Here is a 17,664-nt window from a genome sequence, read left to right on the forward strand (position 1 = left end):
GCTATTCAGCTGAAGCTGCTTCTTTCTTCGGGCGGCCTGGGCGCTTGCCAGTGCTGCTTACGGCACGAGGCTTACGCTCTTTTTTCTCAACTGTAAAGCCGGGCTCCAACATCGTGCTGATTTCCGTAATCAATTCGGTTACTTTGGTCATGTTTTTGCGAATCTGATTGAGCACCGCTTCATTATCTTCGGCGCTGGCCAGAATTTGCTGTAGTTTGCTGAGGTCGGGAGTAGCCATGAGCTGGAAATTTAGGTTGAGTAAATATGAACTATCGCTCAAAGTTGAACTAAAAACTATTTATATCAAATAGTTTTTAACTACAACGGGGAAAAAGCGTTCTGGTTATCTATTTACTGCAATTGAATTCTGATTGTTGAGGAAAATATTTTCATGTTTTATTCACTGATGCAAACAACGAATACAGAGCATATTAGTAACCCGACAGCCTCAAGAAGCATATTTAAGGCATATAGCCTCCATACAGCTTATACCTACTTTCTAGAAAACTCAACTATAGAAAGTATTCTACAGAAGTTTCGTAGGATCATTGCTCACTTGTTTTATTGTAACTTAAGCTAATACTTCAATCAAAATTCAACTATAGCCCACGAAAGAAGAATCAGGCATGTGGGCAACAATCAAGGTATTGATAACACGTCATTAATAGCTTATCCCCTTGGATTTAACTGCTCCGTGCCGCAACTATCTCTCATGCAAGAAGCATGTATTAACACGTAATGAGCTAAGCAAAAGGGGTAATAGCAATCATTAGTATATTAGATAATTTTCGGTCGAATCCACCATTAACGTTTGTTTGGATATTCGATTTTTGCGCGGTGCTCCCGTTGCCGAGACGCGGTGCAAGAACAGTGAGGACGCAGCTGTGTATAAGGGTTTATAGATATTAAGCGTTATTGCTCCGCTGAACAAAATTCCGTTAAGTGCTTTTACAATTTGCCAGTATACTCTTGCATCACTTACTAGGTAAGTAATTAACTAGGCGTGAGTGAACTTTCCTATAGCACATACTTTTCTCTGATCAACGAATGCTATTACATAACAATGACTTTCCCGTAGTGGAAAGTCATTGTTGCAAGGCAAATAGAAAGGAGTGAACTGTAATTAGTTGGCTTCCAAAATCTGAAATAATTCGTCGAGCTTAGGCGTTAGAATAATTTCGGTGCGCCGGTTCAAAGCTTTGTTTGCGGGCGTATTGTTCTCGGCAATGGGTACGTACTCCGCGCGGCCCGAAGGCGTTACCTGGCTGGCTGGTAAACCATTAATGGTAAGCAAGCGAGTGATTTCAGTGGCTCGCAATACACTCAAATCCCAGTTGTCGCGCATACCGGCGGTACCTCTGGCAATGGGTACGTTGTCGGTGTGCCCTTCAACCACCACATTCACGTCTTTGTTGCCTTGCAGGGCAGTAGCTAACTTCTTCAGCGCTTCCTGGCCTTTCGGGTCGACTTTGGTGGAGCCTGATTTAAAGAGTAGTTGCTCGGAGAGGGAAACGTACACTTTCCCATTCTTCACATTCACTTGCAAGTCCTGCGAGTTAAAACCTAGCAGCGCGTCGCCTACTTTCTGGCGCAGGGCCTTCACGGCGGCGTCTTTCTGGTCCAGAATGCGCTGCATCTCGGCAATACGCTGCTCTTTCGAGCGCAAATCGGCGGTGAGGGCGGTGTTGGCTTGCTCGGCCCCGCTGAGGTTGTCGTTTAACTGATTTACTTGTTGATTCTTATTCAGCAAGCTAGCTCGTAAAGCTTCTTCATTGCGTGTTTTCTCTTGCTCCAACGCTGTTTTTTGCGCCTGTAACTGGTCGCGGGAAGAAATAAGAGTGGCATTCTGTTGTTGCAGCGCCGCAATTTCCTTGGCATTGCAACCGCTGAGTACTAGTGCACCAGAGCTAAGCACCGATAGCAAAGCCAAACGGGCAGACAGTATATTCATAGAAATGAGAAAAAGGTGGGAGAAGAGTCGAGCTTAAAACGGGTTCGAGCAAGGTTGAGTTGTCGGGTAATACGACCAAGAGAGGTTGTTTTGCGTTAGCTTTGGAGCCGCAACGCCAAGCACTTCTTTCAGGCTGTCAGGTGCCATTTTTGGGTGTTGCCCTACTGCCCCGTCGTCCTGATTGTATTCCTAGACCAGTTATTTCCTTGTTGTATTTGCTGTCCCGCGTTCAGGTTTTAGTGCTGCTCCTGCTCCTCGGCACTACGAGCCGGGCAGCCGGGCCACCACCCACGCGCCGCTATTGGGTGGAGCTGCGCGACAAGGCCGGGGTCGAGTTCGAGCCGGCCACCTATTTCCACCCGGCGGCCCAGGCCCGGCGCCAGCGGCAGCACCTGCCCGCCGCCGACCCCACCGATTTTCCGGTTAGCCCAGCTTACGTGTGCGCCGTGCAAGCCCACGCCGATACGGTGCTCTTCGTGAGTCGATGGTTTAATGCAGTGGCTTGCCGGGCCACCGCCGCTCAGGCCGCCGCGCTTACCAAACTACCCAGTGTGCGGCGAGTACTGGAACTGCCGGAAGTAGCGCTGCAGCCTGCCCACCGCCCGCCTTTGGCTGCTGTTGCCAGTTCCGGAGACAAGACCCCCATTAGTTCCGCCGACCGCGAGCTGGCCCATCAGCAAACCCGGACTTTAGGGGCCGATGCTTTCCGTCGGGCCGGGCTCGATGGTCGCGGTTTGCGCATTGCTATTTTCGATGTGGGTTTCAACGGGGCCGACCAGCACCCGGCCTTTCGCCAGCTTTTCGCTGAAAAGAAGGTGGTGGCTAGCTATGATTTTGTGCGCCAGACGTCCGACGTGTTTCATGGCGGCACGCATGGGTTGGAGGTGCTTTCGTGTTTGGCCGGCCGCCTGCCCGACGGTACGCTGCTAGGCTTGGCGCCGGGTGCCGAATATCTGTTGGCTCGCACCGAGCGCATGAACCGGGAAGTATATACCGAGGAACTGGATTGGCTAGCCGCCGTGGAATGGGCCGACCGCAACGGCGCCGACATTATCAACTCGTCGTTGGGTTACACTTCGCGCCGCTACTTCCCCGAAGACATGGACGGCCGCACCAGCCTGGTGGCCCGCGCTGCCGAGTTGGCCGCCCGAAAAGGAATACTGGTAGTGAATGCCGCCGGCAACGACGGCGACAACGAGGAGTGGCGTACCATCGGCACCCCCGCCGACGCCGATTCGGTGCTGGCAGTGGGAGGCATAAATCCGGAAACCGGCTTGCATCTCGATTTCAGCGCCTATGGGCCTTCCGCCAGCCGCCGGCTAAAGCCCAACGTGGCCGCTTTCGGAACGGTATTGGCCGCCTCGCCCGGCGGTTACTCCCGCATCGATGGCACTTCGTTTGCGTCGCCGTTGGTAGCTGGTTTTGCCGCTTGCGCCTGGCAGTTGCAACGCACGCTGCCCGTGATGGCGCTGTTCACAAAAGTCGAGCAGTCGGCCAGTTTGTATCCTTACTATGACTATGCCCACGGCTACGGCGTGCCACAAGCCGTCGCGGTGCTGCGCAATTCAACTGAGCAGGGAGGCCCAAAGCAAAACCCAACCGTCAGTTTTGTGCTCCAGGATAGTACGCTGGCCGTGGTTATCCGCGCCGAGGTGGAGCGGCCGGCCGTGGGGCAGCAACTCCCGCTTTACGTAGACTCAATTTCCACCAAAGTGGGCGCCGACAATGCACCAGCACGAGTAGCCCCGCTCGGCCGCGAAGATGCTCGCCCAACAACGCAGCCTGAAATCCAGCGTCCGGCGGCGTCCAGCGTGCCCGCGGCGCCGGGGTTCCCGCCGCTACCCGCCGCGGGCTATTTGTATTGGCACGTAGCAGACGCCCAAGGTGTCTTGCGGCGCTACGAAGTGATGGAAGTCAGCCAGCGGGCTATCCTGCGCATCCCGCGCCGCACGTTGCGCCCCGGCGATGTGGTTCGGGTTTTCTACCAGGGCACTACGCATAGCTACCCTATTCGATGAGTTTTCTTAAGAACCTAGCGGCGGCTTTGTGGTTGATGCTGCCGGTGCTGGCCGGCGGGCCCGCGCATGCCCAGCGAGTGCTGCTGCACGCCGAAGTAGCCAACGATACGGTTTATACTTCTTTCGGCCCGAATCGAGCATTCTTCAATCACCTCTATCTGGGCTATTTGCCGGTGATAGGGCGGGCTGCGGCCGGCGCCAAGTTGCACTACGGCAACTCAGCGGAGTTGATGCTCGGTCTGCGCAACAAATTCCGGTTGAGCGAGCCGCTGAGTGTAGGGGTGGACCTGCGGTTTGTGCGGCTGGTATACGTGCTCGACCAAACCAGTCAGAAGCTGCTGCCCACGCCAGCGTTGCACCACCGCGAGTCGTTGGTGGCAGCGCAGTGGCAACTCGAAGGCTTTGTGCGGTTGAATGTAGGGCAGCGCGGCAATGTCCTGGGCCGGTACCTCGACCTAACGGGTTGGGGCGGCTGGGTGATGAGTACCGCCCACCGGTATGAAGATCGGCCCGGTACGGGCGCCAAGAAGGTGCAAGTAGTGGAGCGTGGGCTGCCTTATTTAGAGCGCTGGCCTTATGGCGTCGGTGCCCGGCTTGGCTCGGGCCGTTGCGCGGCGGTGGCACGCTACCGCCTCTCCGATACTTTCACTTCCAGTTATCGAACCAGCTATCCAGAGTTGCCCCGCTGGACGGTAGGAGTAGAGCTCGGATGGCTTTAAAATTTTAATTAAAATTGGTATTTTTCAAATCTTGGCTTGAGTTGTAATCGTATATTGCTCGCAATACAAGCTTAATATTAAGTGGCCTACGGGAAATAATGAAAGCCGTTAAACAACTCATACTATTTAATTATGCGCAGTTTTTGGTAGATGAAGGGTTAGCCGTAGCTTTGATTTAAATTTAGTGACATCGGTTTTCGAGCGTCTCCCGGCTGACGGGCAACTTTGCACTTTGCCGACTTGTTCCAATGAAAAATTTTCGTGTAATAATGACAAAAAAACTACTGGTCGCCACCTGTTTAGGGCTTTTGCTACAGGTCTCTTCTTGTATTACCACCGACAAAGAGGCAGGCAACGCCCGTAGCGCTGACAAACCTTTTACGCCTCTCCCGGAAGGGGCCCGCGGCCGTGTCACTGAACGCACGGTGTTGCGGACGGTAAACGCGGCGCACTATTTCTCTAATCCCAAGGCCAAAGACAGCTTTGTGTTGCAGTTGCGGGGCACCAAGATTTTGAATGCGCAAGCCCGCTTCATCATTTTAAGTAGCACCGGCGATACGTTGCGTAAAGAGTTGATGCCTGCTACGGCCTTGCTAGACAAGCGCATCGCTTCTGATCCTACCGTTGTCACGGCCCGCGACAAAGAAATTGCTATCCTTCAAAGCATGAATGCTTTCTTCAAGGAAGATCGGTTTACCCAGCCCGCAGTGCCGCGCTCTCTGCGCGCGCCCTCCGACGTGGATGCGCAAGCCTGGCAGGCCGTTCGGGAAGATACCAAAGCCGTAGGCTTCGACTACACCGCGGCTGGTGGCAAAGAGCGGCGCCTGGCTTATGCCAAGAAGCTGCGCAAAGCGGTTATCGTAGCGGAATAATTCAAGGTCAGAATAAAGCAGCGTGTAGCCTATTGGGCTTTAAAGCAACAACCAGTACCAACCAAACAGCCCCTGGTATTTGCCAGGGGCTGTTTGGTTTAAGCGCAGGAGCTACACAAGAGCTACTTACTACCAACCAGCTAAAAGAACGCGGCGCAGCTCCACCAGGAAAACTGCGCCGCGAAAATTCCAATCACCGCGTGAAAGGTAGATGCCGCTACATGAATGATTGGTGAAGCCAACCGCAACGGTTAGGAATCGAGCCCGGCGAGCCAGCCGATGGTACCTGTAGCGCTACGCACCAACCGAAAGCCCTGGAACTCGCCTAACACGGCTACCAAGCTGCGCGCAGGCAACGAGTCGAGGGTGGCGGCGCCGGTTTGTGGGTGTGCGTACAGGTCGGTAGCTACGGGCAGGGCCGTGCGCCGCAAAGGTGCCTCAGCCGCTACCACGGCCTTCGCCGAAATGTAGCCGAGCTGCCCGTCCGGGCGCTGCACCCGGTACCAGTCGGCTTGGCTGCCGACAACCAAGAGGGGCGTATTGCGCGAAACGCCCGCTACCGTTGTCGCCTTGGCCAAGGGGCCGCGGTGCAGGGTAGCCTGCTTGTCGCGCACCCGCACCCACTGGCCTAGCCGCTCGGGCGCGGTCTGCGGGGCTAGTGGCAGCGCATCGGCGCGACGTACAAACGGAAATGGATCGACAGCGCCCCGGCCACCCCGGTAGATGCCGAAGTGCAGGTGCGGCGGGGTAGTGCGGGCATTACCGGTATTGCCGATAAGGCCCAACGTGTCGCCTACGCGTACTTGCTGGCCTGGCTGCACAAGTTGCTGGTCGAGGTGGGCGTAGTATATGTGTTGGCTGTGTTCGGTGTCGGCCAGCCAGACCACCTTACCGCCCCGCGGGGTTTCGTTCACGCGGGTGATGTAGCCCGCCGCCGCCGCTACGGCCGGGGTGCCGCGTTTGGCGAAGATGTCGATGCCTTCGTGCCGACGGGCACCTCCGTCACGGTCGACCCCCCAAAAGCTGCCCACGGCCACGTCGTTCTTGCCGTGCACCGGAAAGCCTAGGCTCGGGGCCCGCTGAATCCGCAGGGTGAATTGCCCTGTGCGCAGCAATTCCGGCTGCACGCGCAACAAGTGCTGGCGGTCGTCGGCGGCTACGTAGCTGAACGATAGGGCCGTGGTGTCGGCGGAAGCTAATGGGCGCGGTTCAGCCCGGTCGGGGTCCAACTCGAAAGCATCCAGAAACACCCGGGCGTCGGTGCCAGCGCCCAAACTCAAACTGATACGGACGGTTTCCCCCTCGCGCACTTGGTAGCGGTAAGAGGCAGCCGTAGCACGCTCGGCCGAGAAGTAGCCGGTTTCTTGGAAAGGCAGCGTCACAACCAACGAGTCGCGCAGCGCGGTGGCCGCCGCCGCCAGCCAGTCGCGGCCCAAGGCCGTCTGATCGAGTTTGGCTTGGCGCAGGCGGCGGGCATACGTTTCGTGGGGTGTCGATTTCTGAAAGATGCCCTGTAAGGTTTGTTGCTGGCTACAGGCAGTAAGCAGCAGAAAGAAAGCGAAGTATAGCGGAGTGCGGAGGCGAAAGAACATGCGTTATTGATTTCCCTTCAAACCCATAACTGGGCAGGGTAGTTCGCATCTCTGTGGCAGGGGGCAGATGGAGTAAGTAGTTTGTGCGGTTATACACCGCTGATTCGCTAAAGCAGATGCTCTGAAGCCTATCTAATCGGGCCAGTTGTCCTTCCGACATTCCTCTCGCCGCTGGAGGCGCGGAATGTCGGAACAACAACCAACTCGATTGAGCTTACAGATCAACGCCAGCAAGTACACAGCGAGAGTATATGGCCGCAGAAAGGTATTATTGACGGAATTTGTACTGCCTCTACACATCTGTATGTTTTCTGCTGACCGTATTGTTGCCGCTCGCAAAAGCAAAGGTTTTTCACAGGAGTTGTTGGCTGAGCGGTCGGGGGTGAGCTTGCGCACCATACAGCGAGTGGAGCAAGGTGACACCACCCCGCGCGGCCATACCGTACTAGCGCTGGCCGTGGCGCTGGAAGTACCCCTCGAAGTGTTGCAAAACGAGCCGGAAGCAAGGCACGAGCTAGCGCCCGGAGCCGTGACGAAGGCCTCGGCTGGGGCGCTAGTGCTGCGGTCAGACCCGCAGTTTTTGCAGCTACTCAATCTGAGTGCGCTAAGCTTTTTGCTGTTCCCTTTTCTCAATATAGTGGTGCCGCTGCTGCTCTGGCGTGCGCGTCGCCACGACACGGAATATGCGGCCGAAATAGGCCGGCGGGTGCTGGGCTTTCAGATACTGTGGCAGGTTGGCTGCTTCTTCGCTTACATGCTGGTGCTGCTGGGCCAACTAGTGGCGGCACGCTACCACCTCGTGCTACCAGGAGTTTTTCTGGGCGTGTTTATCCTAACTTATTCGCTCAACGTGCTAACCGTTGGGTACTATGCCCTGCGGTTGCGCCAGGGGCATCTCAACATTTATCGTGTCTGGCTCTAGAAGCAACAGGCTGATAATCAACTAGTAGAGCGAAGTGGCGGCAAAACGGCGGTAATATGACGCACGGCCGGGTTGGGTGAGACCCTAGTTTTGGTTTCATAGTTCATCCTAACCCCATTTCTCGTGAAACCCCTCTTCAAAGTTCTGCTTGCCGTGCTGGTTTTGCTGGTAGGTAGTGCTATCGGCGGCTACTTTTACGTGCGTAAGAAGTTCGAGCCGCCGGTCAATCAGCTTACCCTTACGCAACTACCTGCCACTTGCTCTTTCCTGTGGGACGCTGATACCACGGCTGGTCGGGCCATGCCGCATGCGGCGCTGCTCGTACCCGTGACGCTGCCTGGTTGCCCCCGGACGTGCTACCTTCAATTCGATACGGGAGCACCTTACTCGATACTGTACGACAACCCACTGGCGGCGCTCCGGGCCCGTTACCCGGCCACTCACAACGCGCTTCTTCCCCACGCCGATTCAGTGCGCAATTTCAGGTTCGCTATCGGTCAGGGCCAAGTACAGGTTCGCACCATACGGGTGATGCACCGCGGCGCAACCCAGCTACCCGCCGATAGTACCGCTCCCCTCGTCATTGGCACGCTAGGGTCGGATGTGCTGGCTGATCAGGCCCTGGTCGTTGACTATGCCCGTCGGCGCTTCAGTTTGTATTCTTCCGTTCCCGACAGCCTCGCGCGCCGGGCAGCCTACGTGCCCATGCGCTTCGATAGTCGCCGAGTGCTGTTGGATGTAGGGCTGCAAGGCAAGCCAAAGCAACTGCTCTTCGACTCGGGCAGTAGCGCCTTTGCCCTGCTCACCAACCAAGCTACCTGGCACGATATGGCCCGTCCGGCGGCCCTTGCGCATACGGTGCCCGTAAACTCGTGGGGCAAAACCCTGACGGCGCATACCGTGCCTACCGCGGCTGCCATGCAGGTAGGATCCTTGGTGCTGCCACTGCGCACCGTTACCTATATCGAGGGAATGAGCTGGCGTGAGACGTTGCTAATGCGCTTTTCGGGGATGGGCGGCATGCTCGGCAACGAGCCGTTTGTGGAGCACACCGTAATCATGGACGCCCCCAGAGGGCGCTTTGGAGTGGTGCAGAACTAAGCGAGGGAACCGGGGCAGGTTTGTCGTGCGGGGTTCTACCTTTACGGATCTACGCTGCTTTCCCCGCCTCTCCATGAAACTTATCGACTGCCCGCGCGACGCCATGCAGGGCTGGCCCACTTTCATTCCCACAACCCATAAAATCACTTATCTCAACACGCTGCTGCGCGTAGGTTTCGATACGCTCGACTTCGGCAGCTTTGTTTCACCCAAGGCTATTCCTCAGCTTGCCGATACCGCCGCGGTGCTCGATGGCCTGGACCTGAGTGCTACCACGACCAAGCTGCTGGCCATTGTGGCCAATGTGCGCGGCGCCGAAACAGCCGCCCAATATCCTCAAATCCGTTATATCGGGTTTCCGCTGTCGGTATCGGAAACCTTCCAGTTGCGCAACACCAACAAGAGCATCGCCCAAGCCCTCGACGAGGTAGCCCGGATGCAGGAGCTATGCACCCGTACCGGGCAGGAGCAGGTGGTGTACTTGAGCATGGGATTCGGCAACCCCTACGGCGACCCTTGGAGCCCGGAAATCTTAGGCGAGTTCACCCAGAAGCTCGACGCGCTAGGCGTGCGCATCGTCGCTTTGTCTGATACTATCGGGGCTTCGGTGCCGGAAACTATTGCGCCCCCCTTTCAGGAATTGACGGCAGCTTTCCCTCGTATTGAATTCGGGGCGCATCTGCACACCACCCCTGGTAGCTGGCGCGAGAAGGTGCAGGCTGCCTACGGTGCCGGCTGCCGCCGGTTCGATGGTGCCCTTGGGGGGTACGGCGGCTGCCCCATGGCCACCGACCAACTCACCGGCAACATGCCCACCGAGCACCTAATTGATTTCACAACCGAAGTTGGAGAGAAATTGCCCTTAAACGAAGTGGCACTAGGTGAGGCGAAAGAGTTAAATCAAGCAATATTTGCAGCGCATTAGTATTACTGCCAGTTTCTTCGCTTTTTCCAACATCTCTATTAGGGTAAGTGCCCTGCTTTAACGCTCCATCATCATGCCTACCGCCGTCGATATATTTATTCCTTGTTTCGTAGATCAGCTTTTTCCGGAAACCGCCATGAACATGGTGAAAGTGCTGGAATCCGTTGGCTGCCAAGTGCACTACAATAGCAACCAAACCTGCTGCGGACAACCCGCTTACAATGCCGGTTATAAAAAAGAAAGCCGCGAAGTGGCCTGCAAATTCCTCGACGACTTCCCCAACGAGCCCGACCGGTACATCGTCAGCCCTTCGGCTTCTTGCGTGGGAATGGTGCGCAATTCCTACGCCGAGTTGTTTGATGGCAGCCCCGAGCAGGGCCGCTACCACGCCACCCAGCGCCGCATTTTCGAGCTAACTGAGTTTCTGGTGGATGTGCTCGGCGTGACAGCCATTCCGCAGGCTCGCCTCCAAGGCCGCTACACCTACCACGACTCCTGTTCTGCCCTGCGCGAGTGCGGTATCAAGATAGCGCCTCGCCAGTTGCTAGATGCCATTGCTGGCCTTGAGCGCCTCGAAATGGCCGAAAATGAAACCTGCTGCGGCTTCGGGGGCACTTTCGCCGTGAAATTTGAAGCTATTTCCGTGGCAATGGCCGAGCAGAAAGTAGAGCACGCCCTGGCTACCGGCGCCGAGTACATCATCAGCACCGACACCAGCTGCCTGATGCACCTTGATGCCTACATTCGCCGCGAGAAAAAGCCAATCAAAACCCTGCACGTAGCCGACGTGCTGGCGAGTGGCTGGTAAGGGATGGCCACGAGCTTGGTTGACTTTAAAAGCTTCGGTTTTTGGTGCGACGACAGTGTATTGGAAACCTGGCTTTCGTATTTCCTTCAGGTGCTTGACCGCGAGGAAAACTTGGAAGGCTGGTTGCAGCAGGTTCGACTGGATTGGCAGGTTCAGGCCACGGCCGGATTTATGGGCTGCATCGACTTGTCCTTAGATGATATTGCTACCGATCAAGGGCGGATAGCAACTCTGTTGAAATTAGGAGTCCAAACCAATCATTTGCTTGCCTCCCATGGAGAGTTCATACCCGCCGAAGTCCTCAATCATCATACATATAAAGCGCCCGGTGTAATCTGGACAGATGCCGTTGCTACCGTCGTATTCCTTGAAGTTGGCCAACTATTCAGTAGCTTATTGGAGGGCAACCTACGAACCACATCTAGTAACCCTCAGGCTACTTAAACGCTATAAATCGGCGCGAGCTTCTGTCATAAACCACAAGGACCTGCCCTCTCATGAAGGCAGGTCCTTGTGATTTATGACAGAGGTTACAAGCGCCTATAGCAACTGCGTCACTCGCTCGCGCAGGCTCTCGGAGGCCGCTAATAGGGGCAGGCGCACGGCACCGGAGCACACGCCTAGCGCTTCTAAAGCGGCCTTCACACCCACCGGGTTGCTTTCCTCATACATCAGCGGGTTTAAATCAACGAACTTGAAGAGCAGCTTACTGGCTTGCGCATACTCGCCGGCCAGCGCGTGGCGTACCATGTCGGTGAAGGGGCGGGGAAAGGCATTGGCCAGGACGGATATCACGCCAACGGCCCCAAAGCTGATGAGCGAGGTCGTCATCATGTCGTCGCCGGAAATGAGCAGGAAGTCGTCGGGTTTGTGAGCGGCTATTTGCTGGCACTGTTCTAAGCTGCCGCTCGCTTCTTTTACGCCAATGATGTTGGGGTGCTGGGCCAGGCGGAGCGTGGTGGCAGCAGTGAGGTTGGAAGCCGTACGCCCCGGCACGTTATACAGAATAATGGGTACCGGTGAAGCGTCGGCGAGGCGCTCGTAGTGCGCAATGATGCCGGCTTGGGAAGGTTTGTTGTAGTAAGGGCTAGCCGAAAGCAACGCCGCAACCCCCGACAGGTCGGTGTTGCGAATAGTAGCTTCGGTACCAGCCGTGTCGTTGCCCCCAATGCCATAGACGAGTGGTACACGGCCGGCTACGTGTTCTTTTACCGCGCGCAGAATCTCGGCTTTCTCTTCGTGGGTGATGGTTGGAGATTCAGCGGTAGTACCGTTAACAACCAGGTATTCAACTCCACCGTCCAGGACGAAGTCGAGCAAGCGGCGCAGCGCAGAGTAGTCGACGGTGTGGGTGGAGGGAGAAAAGGGAGTGACGAGGGCGACACCCGTGCCTCGGAATTTGTCCATGCGGGGAATTAACTGTTGCTTTGTAGGATGCAAGAAGACTAGAATCAGTCAAAAAGACTTCTTTCAACTTCGTTGCGCGAAAATAAAGCATTTGCTTGCGGTCCGGTCACCTTTTTATCTTTCATGAAGCTTTCTTACTCCTCATTAGTTGCTGCTGCCGTTGGTGCTATCGCCTTTGCCCTTTCTTCCTGCAACGATTCAAAGTCAATCCTGACGACCGAAGTTGGTACCGCTACCGAGGTTACCGCCAGTGCCACCAACACAATTGCCACACCAGAAATAGCAGCTTCGGGGCCGTCGGCGCCCGACCCGGCTAGTATTCCCGCCAGCCGGATTGCGGATGCAGCTACCATTACGGCCCGTCCGCAGGTACCCATTCTGTGCTACCACCAAATCCGGGATTGGCGCCCGCGCGACTCGAAGGGGGCTAAAGACTACATTGTGCCGGTCGAGCAGTTCAAGAAGCAGATCCAGATGTTGGCCGATAGCGGCTACCACACCATCCTGCCCGACCAGCTTTACGCGTACCTGGCTACTGGTGCCCCACTGCCCGCCAAGCCCATTATGCTGACCTTCGACGACACCGACCTCGACCAGTTTACGGTGGCCCGGCCGGAGCTGGAAAAGCACGGTTTCAAGGCAGTATATTTTGTGATGACCGTAAGCCTGGGCCGGCCGCGCTACATGAGCAAGGCACAAGTGAAGCAGCTTTCCGACGAGGGCAACGTCATCGGGTCTCATACCTGGGACCACCACAACGTGAAAAAATATCAGGGTGAAGATTGGGTAACGCAAATAGAAAAGCCCACTAAAACCCTGGAGGAAATTACCGGCAAAAACATCAAGTACTTTGCTTTCCCCTTCGGCCTCTGGAATCCGGAGGCTATTCCGCAGCTCAAGCAGCGCGGCATGGTGGCCGCCTTCGTGCTTTCCGAAAAGCGTGACCCACAAGATCCGCTCTACACCATTCGCCGCCTTATTGCCAGCGGCTACTGGAGTCCCCGTACCCTGCACAACAGTTTGGTGAATAGTTTTTAATGGTCCTATTGCTACCCACAAGGAACACCGATTATCGGGTCGGTGCTCCTTGTGGGTAGGAACTCTACTGTGTTGAAAAGCTGACGTGTTTGGTTAGAGGTACATTGGGCGCTGCCCGGTCAAAGATTACGGCTTTCACTTCGGGAAAACTTTCGCTCAACTGTTGCGGAACCACCTTTGTTCTTTCGGCGGAGGCCATCAGTAAGAGCACTGGCTTGGAGTGTAGCTCTATGGCAGGGGCCAGTTGAGCACGGATTGGATTGTACCACTCGACCGGATCAGAGAGGACGCTGCGTCCATCCACGGCAACCCAATCCACATAGTTGACGCCCGGAAAGTAAGCCTTCAGCGAATCACCCTGCGGTGGGGTCCACACCCATATCACACGCCGTCCGCCCAATGTGCGCACCTTGCGCACTATCTGTTGCCAGTTGTGCTGATATTGGGTTGGCGAGGTAGCCGGCAGCAGGGGCCGTAGAAGCACGGGCAGCGTAAGCTCATCGAGCTGTAGTTGCGCTAGCTGTTGCAAATTTCCTTGTTTGCCCGGCTTCAACGCCCAGTTGAGCAGGGTGGCCCCGCGCCGTGCTGCCAGCGTCGTTTTCAGCGCCTGTAGTTGCGCTGCTGTGTTGCTGGCCGGCACATCTAGGGCTAGCAGGGCCGTGGGGTTGGTGGAGGAAGGGCTATTAGGGGCAGATAATGTCACTACTTGTCCTAAGTGCAAGGCCGCGTCTGGTTGCGTGGGCCACCATTGTTGCTCTAAGGAGGCGTAGTAGGTTTTATAGCTGTATTGCAGCACCAAAATCAGACAATAAGTGCCCAGCAGCCCGACGGCAAAACGCCCGGCTGCTGGTCGTAAGCCTTGCACTAATTGCCGGCCAATCGGACCGCGCCACCGGTCAATGGCGGATACCAGCCACCGGAGGGGCCGCACGGCAGCAACCGTGCGCAACATTACTTCGAGAATTCGGTGCTGAGCCATGACTACCGCCGTCAGCAGAATGGCGGCATTGAAGAGCACCAGCACCGACATAAATTGGGTGGCTGGAGTTAAGGAAAGCCCCCGGCCATATTTTGCGGCGGCAATCAGCAGTAAAGCCGCTACTATGTTAGGCAGACTGATAAGCCATTCGGTAGCTGGACGTCCTTCCTTGGGCGTTGGAATGTAGGGCACCTTGATGCCAAGTAGTGCGTAAAGCCAGCCTAGCGTATACACCCACCACGAGCCTATCCGCAAAATTCCCCCGGCTAAGTGAAGCCCTGTCTCATGAGACTCGCGCAGCCAGCGCTGCGCACAAAGTCGGATCAGGAGCACGAGCGCGCTGAAGGGTAAGATGTGCAAAGCAAATTCGCCCATTCCTACCCGCCAAGGAAAACTTGTGGTTACGAGCGCCAGCGTGGGCACCGCTATATCAATAAGGGTGATTACCCCCGAAAGAAAATAGAGGGGCAAAAACAGATAGTGCAGCCGCTGGCGCCAGCTGAAGTGAAAAAACAAGCGAGGATACACCCGAAACAGCAAGTCGAAAGCCCCCCGTGACCACTTCAATTGTTGCGAGTAAAAGGCCCCAAGCGAAGTTGGCACCAGTCCCCGGGTCAGCACTTTAGGCAAGTACACCGACTGCCAGCCTTGCGCGTGCAGGCGCATGGCCGTGTGCATATCCTCGGTAAGGCCAGTCGCGTGCCCCCCTATCGAGTCGAGAGCAGCTCGCCGAAAAGTGCAGTTGGCCCCAATAGCCTGGCTCGTGTTATAGGCATTCATACCCATAAGCAGCGGCCCGTAGAAATAGTACGTCTGCTCGGCCGCGCCGCGCGCTACCAAGCTCTCGTGCTGGTTGCCATAGGCCTGCACCACTTGCACAAAGCCCACGCGCGTATCCTGGAAATAAGGTGCCACCTGGTCGAGGAAGTTGGGGGCGGGTACGTGGTCGGGGTCGAGCACCACACACAACTCGCCGGTGGCTTGGCGCAGCGCATTGTTGATGTTGCCAGCCTTGGCGTGTATCCTGTTCTGACGCGTAACGTGTACTACCCCAAGCTCTTGGCAGATGCGGCGCAGGTACGGATCGTCACCTTCGTCGCAGAGGTAGCTGGTGTGCGGGTAGCGGATAGCCTGCATGGCCTGCAACGTGCGCACGATCATATCGTAGGGTTCGCCGGGGCAGGCGGTTGTTAATACGTCGATGGTAGGAGCGTAGCCCGGTTGCCAGACAGGAGTTACCGGCTCACGTACATTTATGTAGTGGTACCACTCGTGCAGAGTGCGTAGGAATTTAAAGCCAAGCGAAACCGTCAGCAGCCAAAACAGCAGCGGATTGCCGATGTGGTCGGCGTCGGCAAACCACCAAATGAATTGCAGTAGCAGCACGCAGCCCACGGCCACTAACAGCCGCATCTGCTTCACACCAGGTGCAACTTTATAATTGACAGTTAGAACGGAAGCGAGTTTTGTACTATTCCTTTTAAATGCCTCTTCACTCCCTATATTTAGAGCCTTGTTCATTTGAGCGCATTTAACAAATTGCAATCCTACTATCTCACCAACTTATGTTAGGACATAGCTCTTTGTACTGGTGTAATAAATAAACTACGTATGAAAAAACAGGGAATAATTAATAATATTAAATTTTACAACTTATAATTAAAGGAATATATTAGTATTATTTATATGCTAAATTATAAATTCGTGGCGCACGTCCGAGCTTGAGTTCGGTTCGTACGTCGAAATATTAGTCAAAAGTACCAACAAGAATTCATGCTGCAATTGTTCGAAGCATGCAGGTTATCGAAAAGGACAAGTTTCCCTCTTCTTGTTCTTTTCCTTGTTAGCTTGGCTGTTGCATGTACCGAGCAGACAAGAAAAACGCATGTGCCTGAGCAGCAAAGTCAGGCTCCCAACGGTGCGTCAGTCAGTGAGGTTGTGCCAGTGCGGGTGGTCCGCAAAGGCACCGGATACGAATTGCAGCGTGGCGGAGAACCTTATTTCATTCAAGGTGCTGGTGGACTCGAACAGTTTGCTTTGTTGAAAGCAGCCGGCGGCAATTCTGTGCGCCTCTGGACTACTGATTATGCCCAACCGCTGCTCGACTCGGCGCAAGCGCACGGCCTAACGGTGTTACTTGGTTTGTGGCTGGTGCCCGAACGGGATGGTTTTGATTACTATGATAGGAAAGCCGTAAAAAAACAACTTCAGGCATTACGCCAGCAGGTATTGCGTTATCGTAACCACCCAGCTTTACTTGCCTGGGATGTTGGCAATGAGGTGGAGCAGGGTTCCGGCAATCCGGAGGTGTTTGATGCCATTGATGATGCGGCGAGAATGATCCACGAGGTGGACCCAAACCACCCGGTGCTATCTACATTCATCGATCCAACAGTACTGAAATGGATGGGAAACCGGGGTCATGAGCTAGACTTCATAGCTTTTAATAGCTATGGTCGCTTAGAAGAACTCGGAAGTTATCTGCAAAAGATCAATTGGCAGCAGCCCTATATTATCACTGAATTTGGTGCCCAGGGTTACTGGGAGTCACTACAAACCAGTTGGGGAGCAGCGCTGGAGCCACGAAGCGCGCAGAAAGCAGTAGCGGTGGCCAACTATTACCGCACTGGAATTGAAAAACAGCGCGGCCAATGCTTGGGCTCCTACGTCTTTTATTGGGGCAACCGACAGGAGGCAACTCCTACTTGGTTTAGCTTATTTACGCCTACCGGTGAGCGTACCGAACTCGTTGACCAGATGCAGTACTTATGGCGCGGCGCTTGGCCTGCCAATCGTGCTCCTCAGGTGAGTGATATTCGGTTCGATCAGCGCTTGGCCAGTGAGAGTTTGCACTTGCGCCCCGGCCAGATATATCCGGCTTATGTCACGGCCCAAGATCAGGAGCATGATAGCTTGCGCATTGCATGGGAAGTACGGCCTGAATCGCGCTGGCGTGAAGACCGGAAGATTCTGCAAGTGCGCGATGAGCCACTTCCCGGTGCAGTGCTAAACCCCAATCAATTTAGAACCCTCGTCCGCACTCCAACTACCCCCGGAGCCTACCGCCTCTACGTTACTGTCACTGATGGGCAGGGCGGAGCTTCTACGGCTAACTTTCCTTTTTACGTGCAAAAATCTATTCAACAAGACGAAAGTCAACCATTGATACCCTTCCTACTCAAACTATCTGTCAGGGCCGCTAGGTTATTGAACTGATCTAAAGCACGAGTTTGATCATGAACGATATTCGTTTGTAAATCAGATAGTTATATTTTAAAAAAAGAAGCGAAATTCGCTAAAAGCTCTTCTATTAACCCACACTATTCGTCCGC

The 17,664-nt window shown here is 55.2% G+C and carries 15 protein-coding genes; 10 read left to right on the top strand and 5 right to left on the bottom strand.

Annotated features, from left to right (window positions below):
• Position 1 precedes the first annotated feature (1 nt).
• Both ACFE7X_RS09845 and ACFE7X_RS09850 read right to left on the bottom strand, forming a co-directional pair.
• Positions 2 to 238 carry a hypothetical protein gene (locus ACFE7X_RS09845; RefSeq protein ID WP_375435507.1) on the bottom strand — a complete coding sequence of 79 codons (237 nt, stop codon included), beginning with the start codon at positions 236 to 238 and terminating at the stop codon, positions 2 to 4.
• An 885-nt stretch (positions 239 to 1,123) separates the two neighbouring features.
• Positions 1,124 to 1,951 carry an OmpA family protein gene (locus tag ACFE7X_RS09850; RefSeq protein WP_375435508.1) on the bottom strand — a complete coding sequence of 276 codons (828 nt, stop codon included), beginning with the start codon at positions 1,949 to 1,951 and terminating at the stop codon, positions 1,124 to 1,126.
• A gap of 215 nt (positions 1,952 to 2,166) precedes the next feature.
• On the opposite strand from ACFE7X_RS09850, the gene ACFE7X_RS09855 reads away from it, so the two are divergent.
• From ACFE7X_RS09855 to ACFE7X_RS09865, 3 genes are all read left to right on the top strand, one after another.
• Complete coding sequence (locus tag ACFE7X_RS09855; RefSeq protein ID WP_375435509.1) at positions 2,167 to 3,969, top strand: S8 family serine peptidase; 1,803 nt, start codon at positions 2,167 to 2,169, stop codon at positions 3,967 to 3,969.
• On the top strand, positions 3,966 to 4,688 hold the full coding sequence (locus tag ACFE7X_RS09860) for a hypothetical protein (protein WP_375435510.1): 723 nt from the start codon (positions 3,966 to 3,968) through the stop codon (positions 4,686 to 4,688). The genes ACFE7X_RS09855 and ACFE7X_RS09860 overlap by 4 nt, the downstream gene beginning before the upstream one ends.
• A gap of 308 nt (positions 4,689 to 4,996) precedes the next feature.
• Entirely contained in the window at positions 4,997 to 5,560 is a 564-nt protein-coding gene (locus tag ACFE7X_RS09865; RefSeq protein WP_375435511.1) for a hypothetical protein, read from the top strand.
• Positions 5,561 to 5,811: 251 nt separating this feature from the next.
• On the opposite strand, the gene ACFE7X_RS09870 is transcribed toward ACFE7X_RS09865, so the two are convergent.
• A complete protein-coding gene (locus tag ACFE7X_RS09870) occupies positions 5,812 to 7,152 on the bottom strand; it encodes a peptidoglycan DD-metalloendopeptidase family protein (protein ID WP_375435512.1) in 1,341 nt (446 codons plus the stop codon).
• A gap of 304 nt (positions 7,153 to 7,456) precedes the next feature.
• On the opposite strand from ACFE7X_RS09870, the gene ACFE7X_RS09875 reads away from it, so the two are divergent.
• The 5 genes from ACFE7X_RS09875 to ACFE7X_RS09895 all read left to right on the top strand — a co-directional run bounded on the left by ACFE7X_RS09875 (position 7,457) and on the right by ACFE7X_RS09895 (position 11,352).
• Positions 7,457 to 8,074 (top strand): helix-turn-helix domain-containing protein, encoded by a 618-nt coding sequence (locus ACFE7X_RS09875; RefSeq protein ID WP_375435513.1) that lies wholly within the window; start codon positions 7,457 to 7,459, stop codon positions 8,072 to 8,074.
• Positions 8,075 to 8,197: 123 nt separating this feature from the next.
• On the top strand, positions 8,198 to 9,175 hold the full coding sequence (locus ACFE7X_RS09880; protein ID WP_375435514.1) for a hypothetical protein: 978 nt from the start codon (positions 8,198 to 8,200) through the stop codon (positions 9,173 to 9,175).
• 73 nt (positions 9,176 to 9,248) lie between these two features.
• Positions 9,249 to 10,100, top strand: a complete 852-nt coding sequence (locus ACFE7X_RS09885; protein WP_375435515.1) for a hydroxymethylglutaryl-CoA lyase — start codon at positions 9,249 to 9,251, stop codon at positions 10,098 to 10,100.
• A gap of 73 nt (positions 10,101 to 10,173) precedes the next feature.
• Positions 10,174 to 10,908, top strand: coding sequence for a (Fe-S)-binding protein (locus tag ACFE7X_RS09890; protein ID WP_375435516.1), 735 nt, complete (start codon positions 10,174 to 10,176; stop codon positions 10,906 to 10,908).
• 3 nt (positions 10,909 to 10,911) lie between these two features.
• Positions 10,912 to 11,352 carry a hypothetical protein gene (locus ACFE7X_RS09895; RefSeq protein WP_375435517.1) on the top strand — a complete coding sequence of 147 codons (441 nt, stop codon included), beginning with the start codon at positions 10,912 to 10,914 and terminating at the stop codon, positions 11,350 to 11,352.
• A 96-nt stretch (positions 11,353 to 11,448) separates the two neighbouring features.
• Here ACFE7X_RS09895 and dapA read toward each other — a convergent pair whose 3' ends face one another.
• Positions 11,449 to 12,315, bottom strand: coding sequence for a 4-hydroxy-tetrahydrodipicolinate synthase (gene dapA, locus ACFE7X_RS09900; protein ID WP_375435518.1), 867 nt, complete (start codon positions 12,313 to 12,315; stop codon positions 11,449 to 11,451).
• A gap of 123 nt (positions 12,316 to 12,438) precedes the next feature.
• On the opposite strand from dapA, the gene ACFE7X_RS09905 reads away from it, so the two are divergent.
• Entirely contained in the window at positions 12,439 to 13,353 is a 915-nt protein-coding gene (locus ACFE7X_RS09905; protein ID WP_375435519.1) for a polysaccharide deacetylase family protein, read from the top strand.
• Positions 13,354 to 13,417: 64 nt separating this feature from the next.
• Here the strand turns inward: ACFE7X_RS09905 and ACFE7X_RS09910 are convergent, their stop codons facing one another.
• Positions 13,418 to 15,745 (bottom strand): glycosyltransferase, encoded by a 2,328-nt coding sequence (locus ACFE7X_RS09910; RefSeq protein WP_375435520.1) that lies wholly within the window; start codon positions 15,743 to 15,745, stop codon positions 13,418 to 13,420.
• Between the two features lie 360 nt (positions 15,746 to 16,105).
• Here ACFE7X_RS09910 and ACFE7X_RS09915 point away from each other — a divergent pair, with 360 nt between their 5' ends.
• Positions 16,106 to 17,548, top strand: a complete 1,443-nt coding sequence (locus ACFE7X_RS09915) for a glycoside hydrolase family 2 TIM barrel-domain containing protein (protein ID WP_375435521.1) — start codon at positions 16,106 to 16,108, stop codon at positions 17,546 to 17,548.
• Positions 17,549 to 17,664: the final 116 nt, after the last annotated feature.

The sequence above is a fragment of the uncultured Hymenobacter sp. genome (assembly GCF_964242765.1).
GTDB lineage: Bacteria > Bacteroidota > Bacteroidia > Cytophagales > Hymenobacteraceae > Hymenobacter.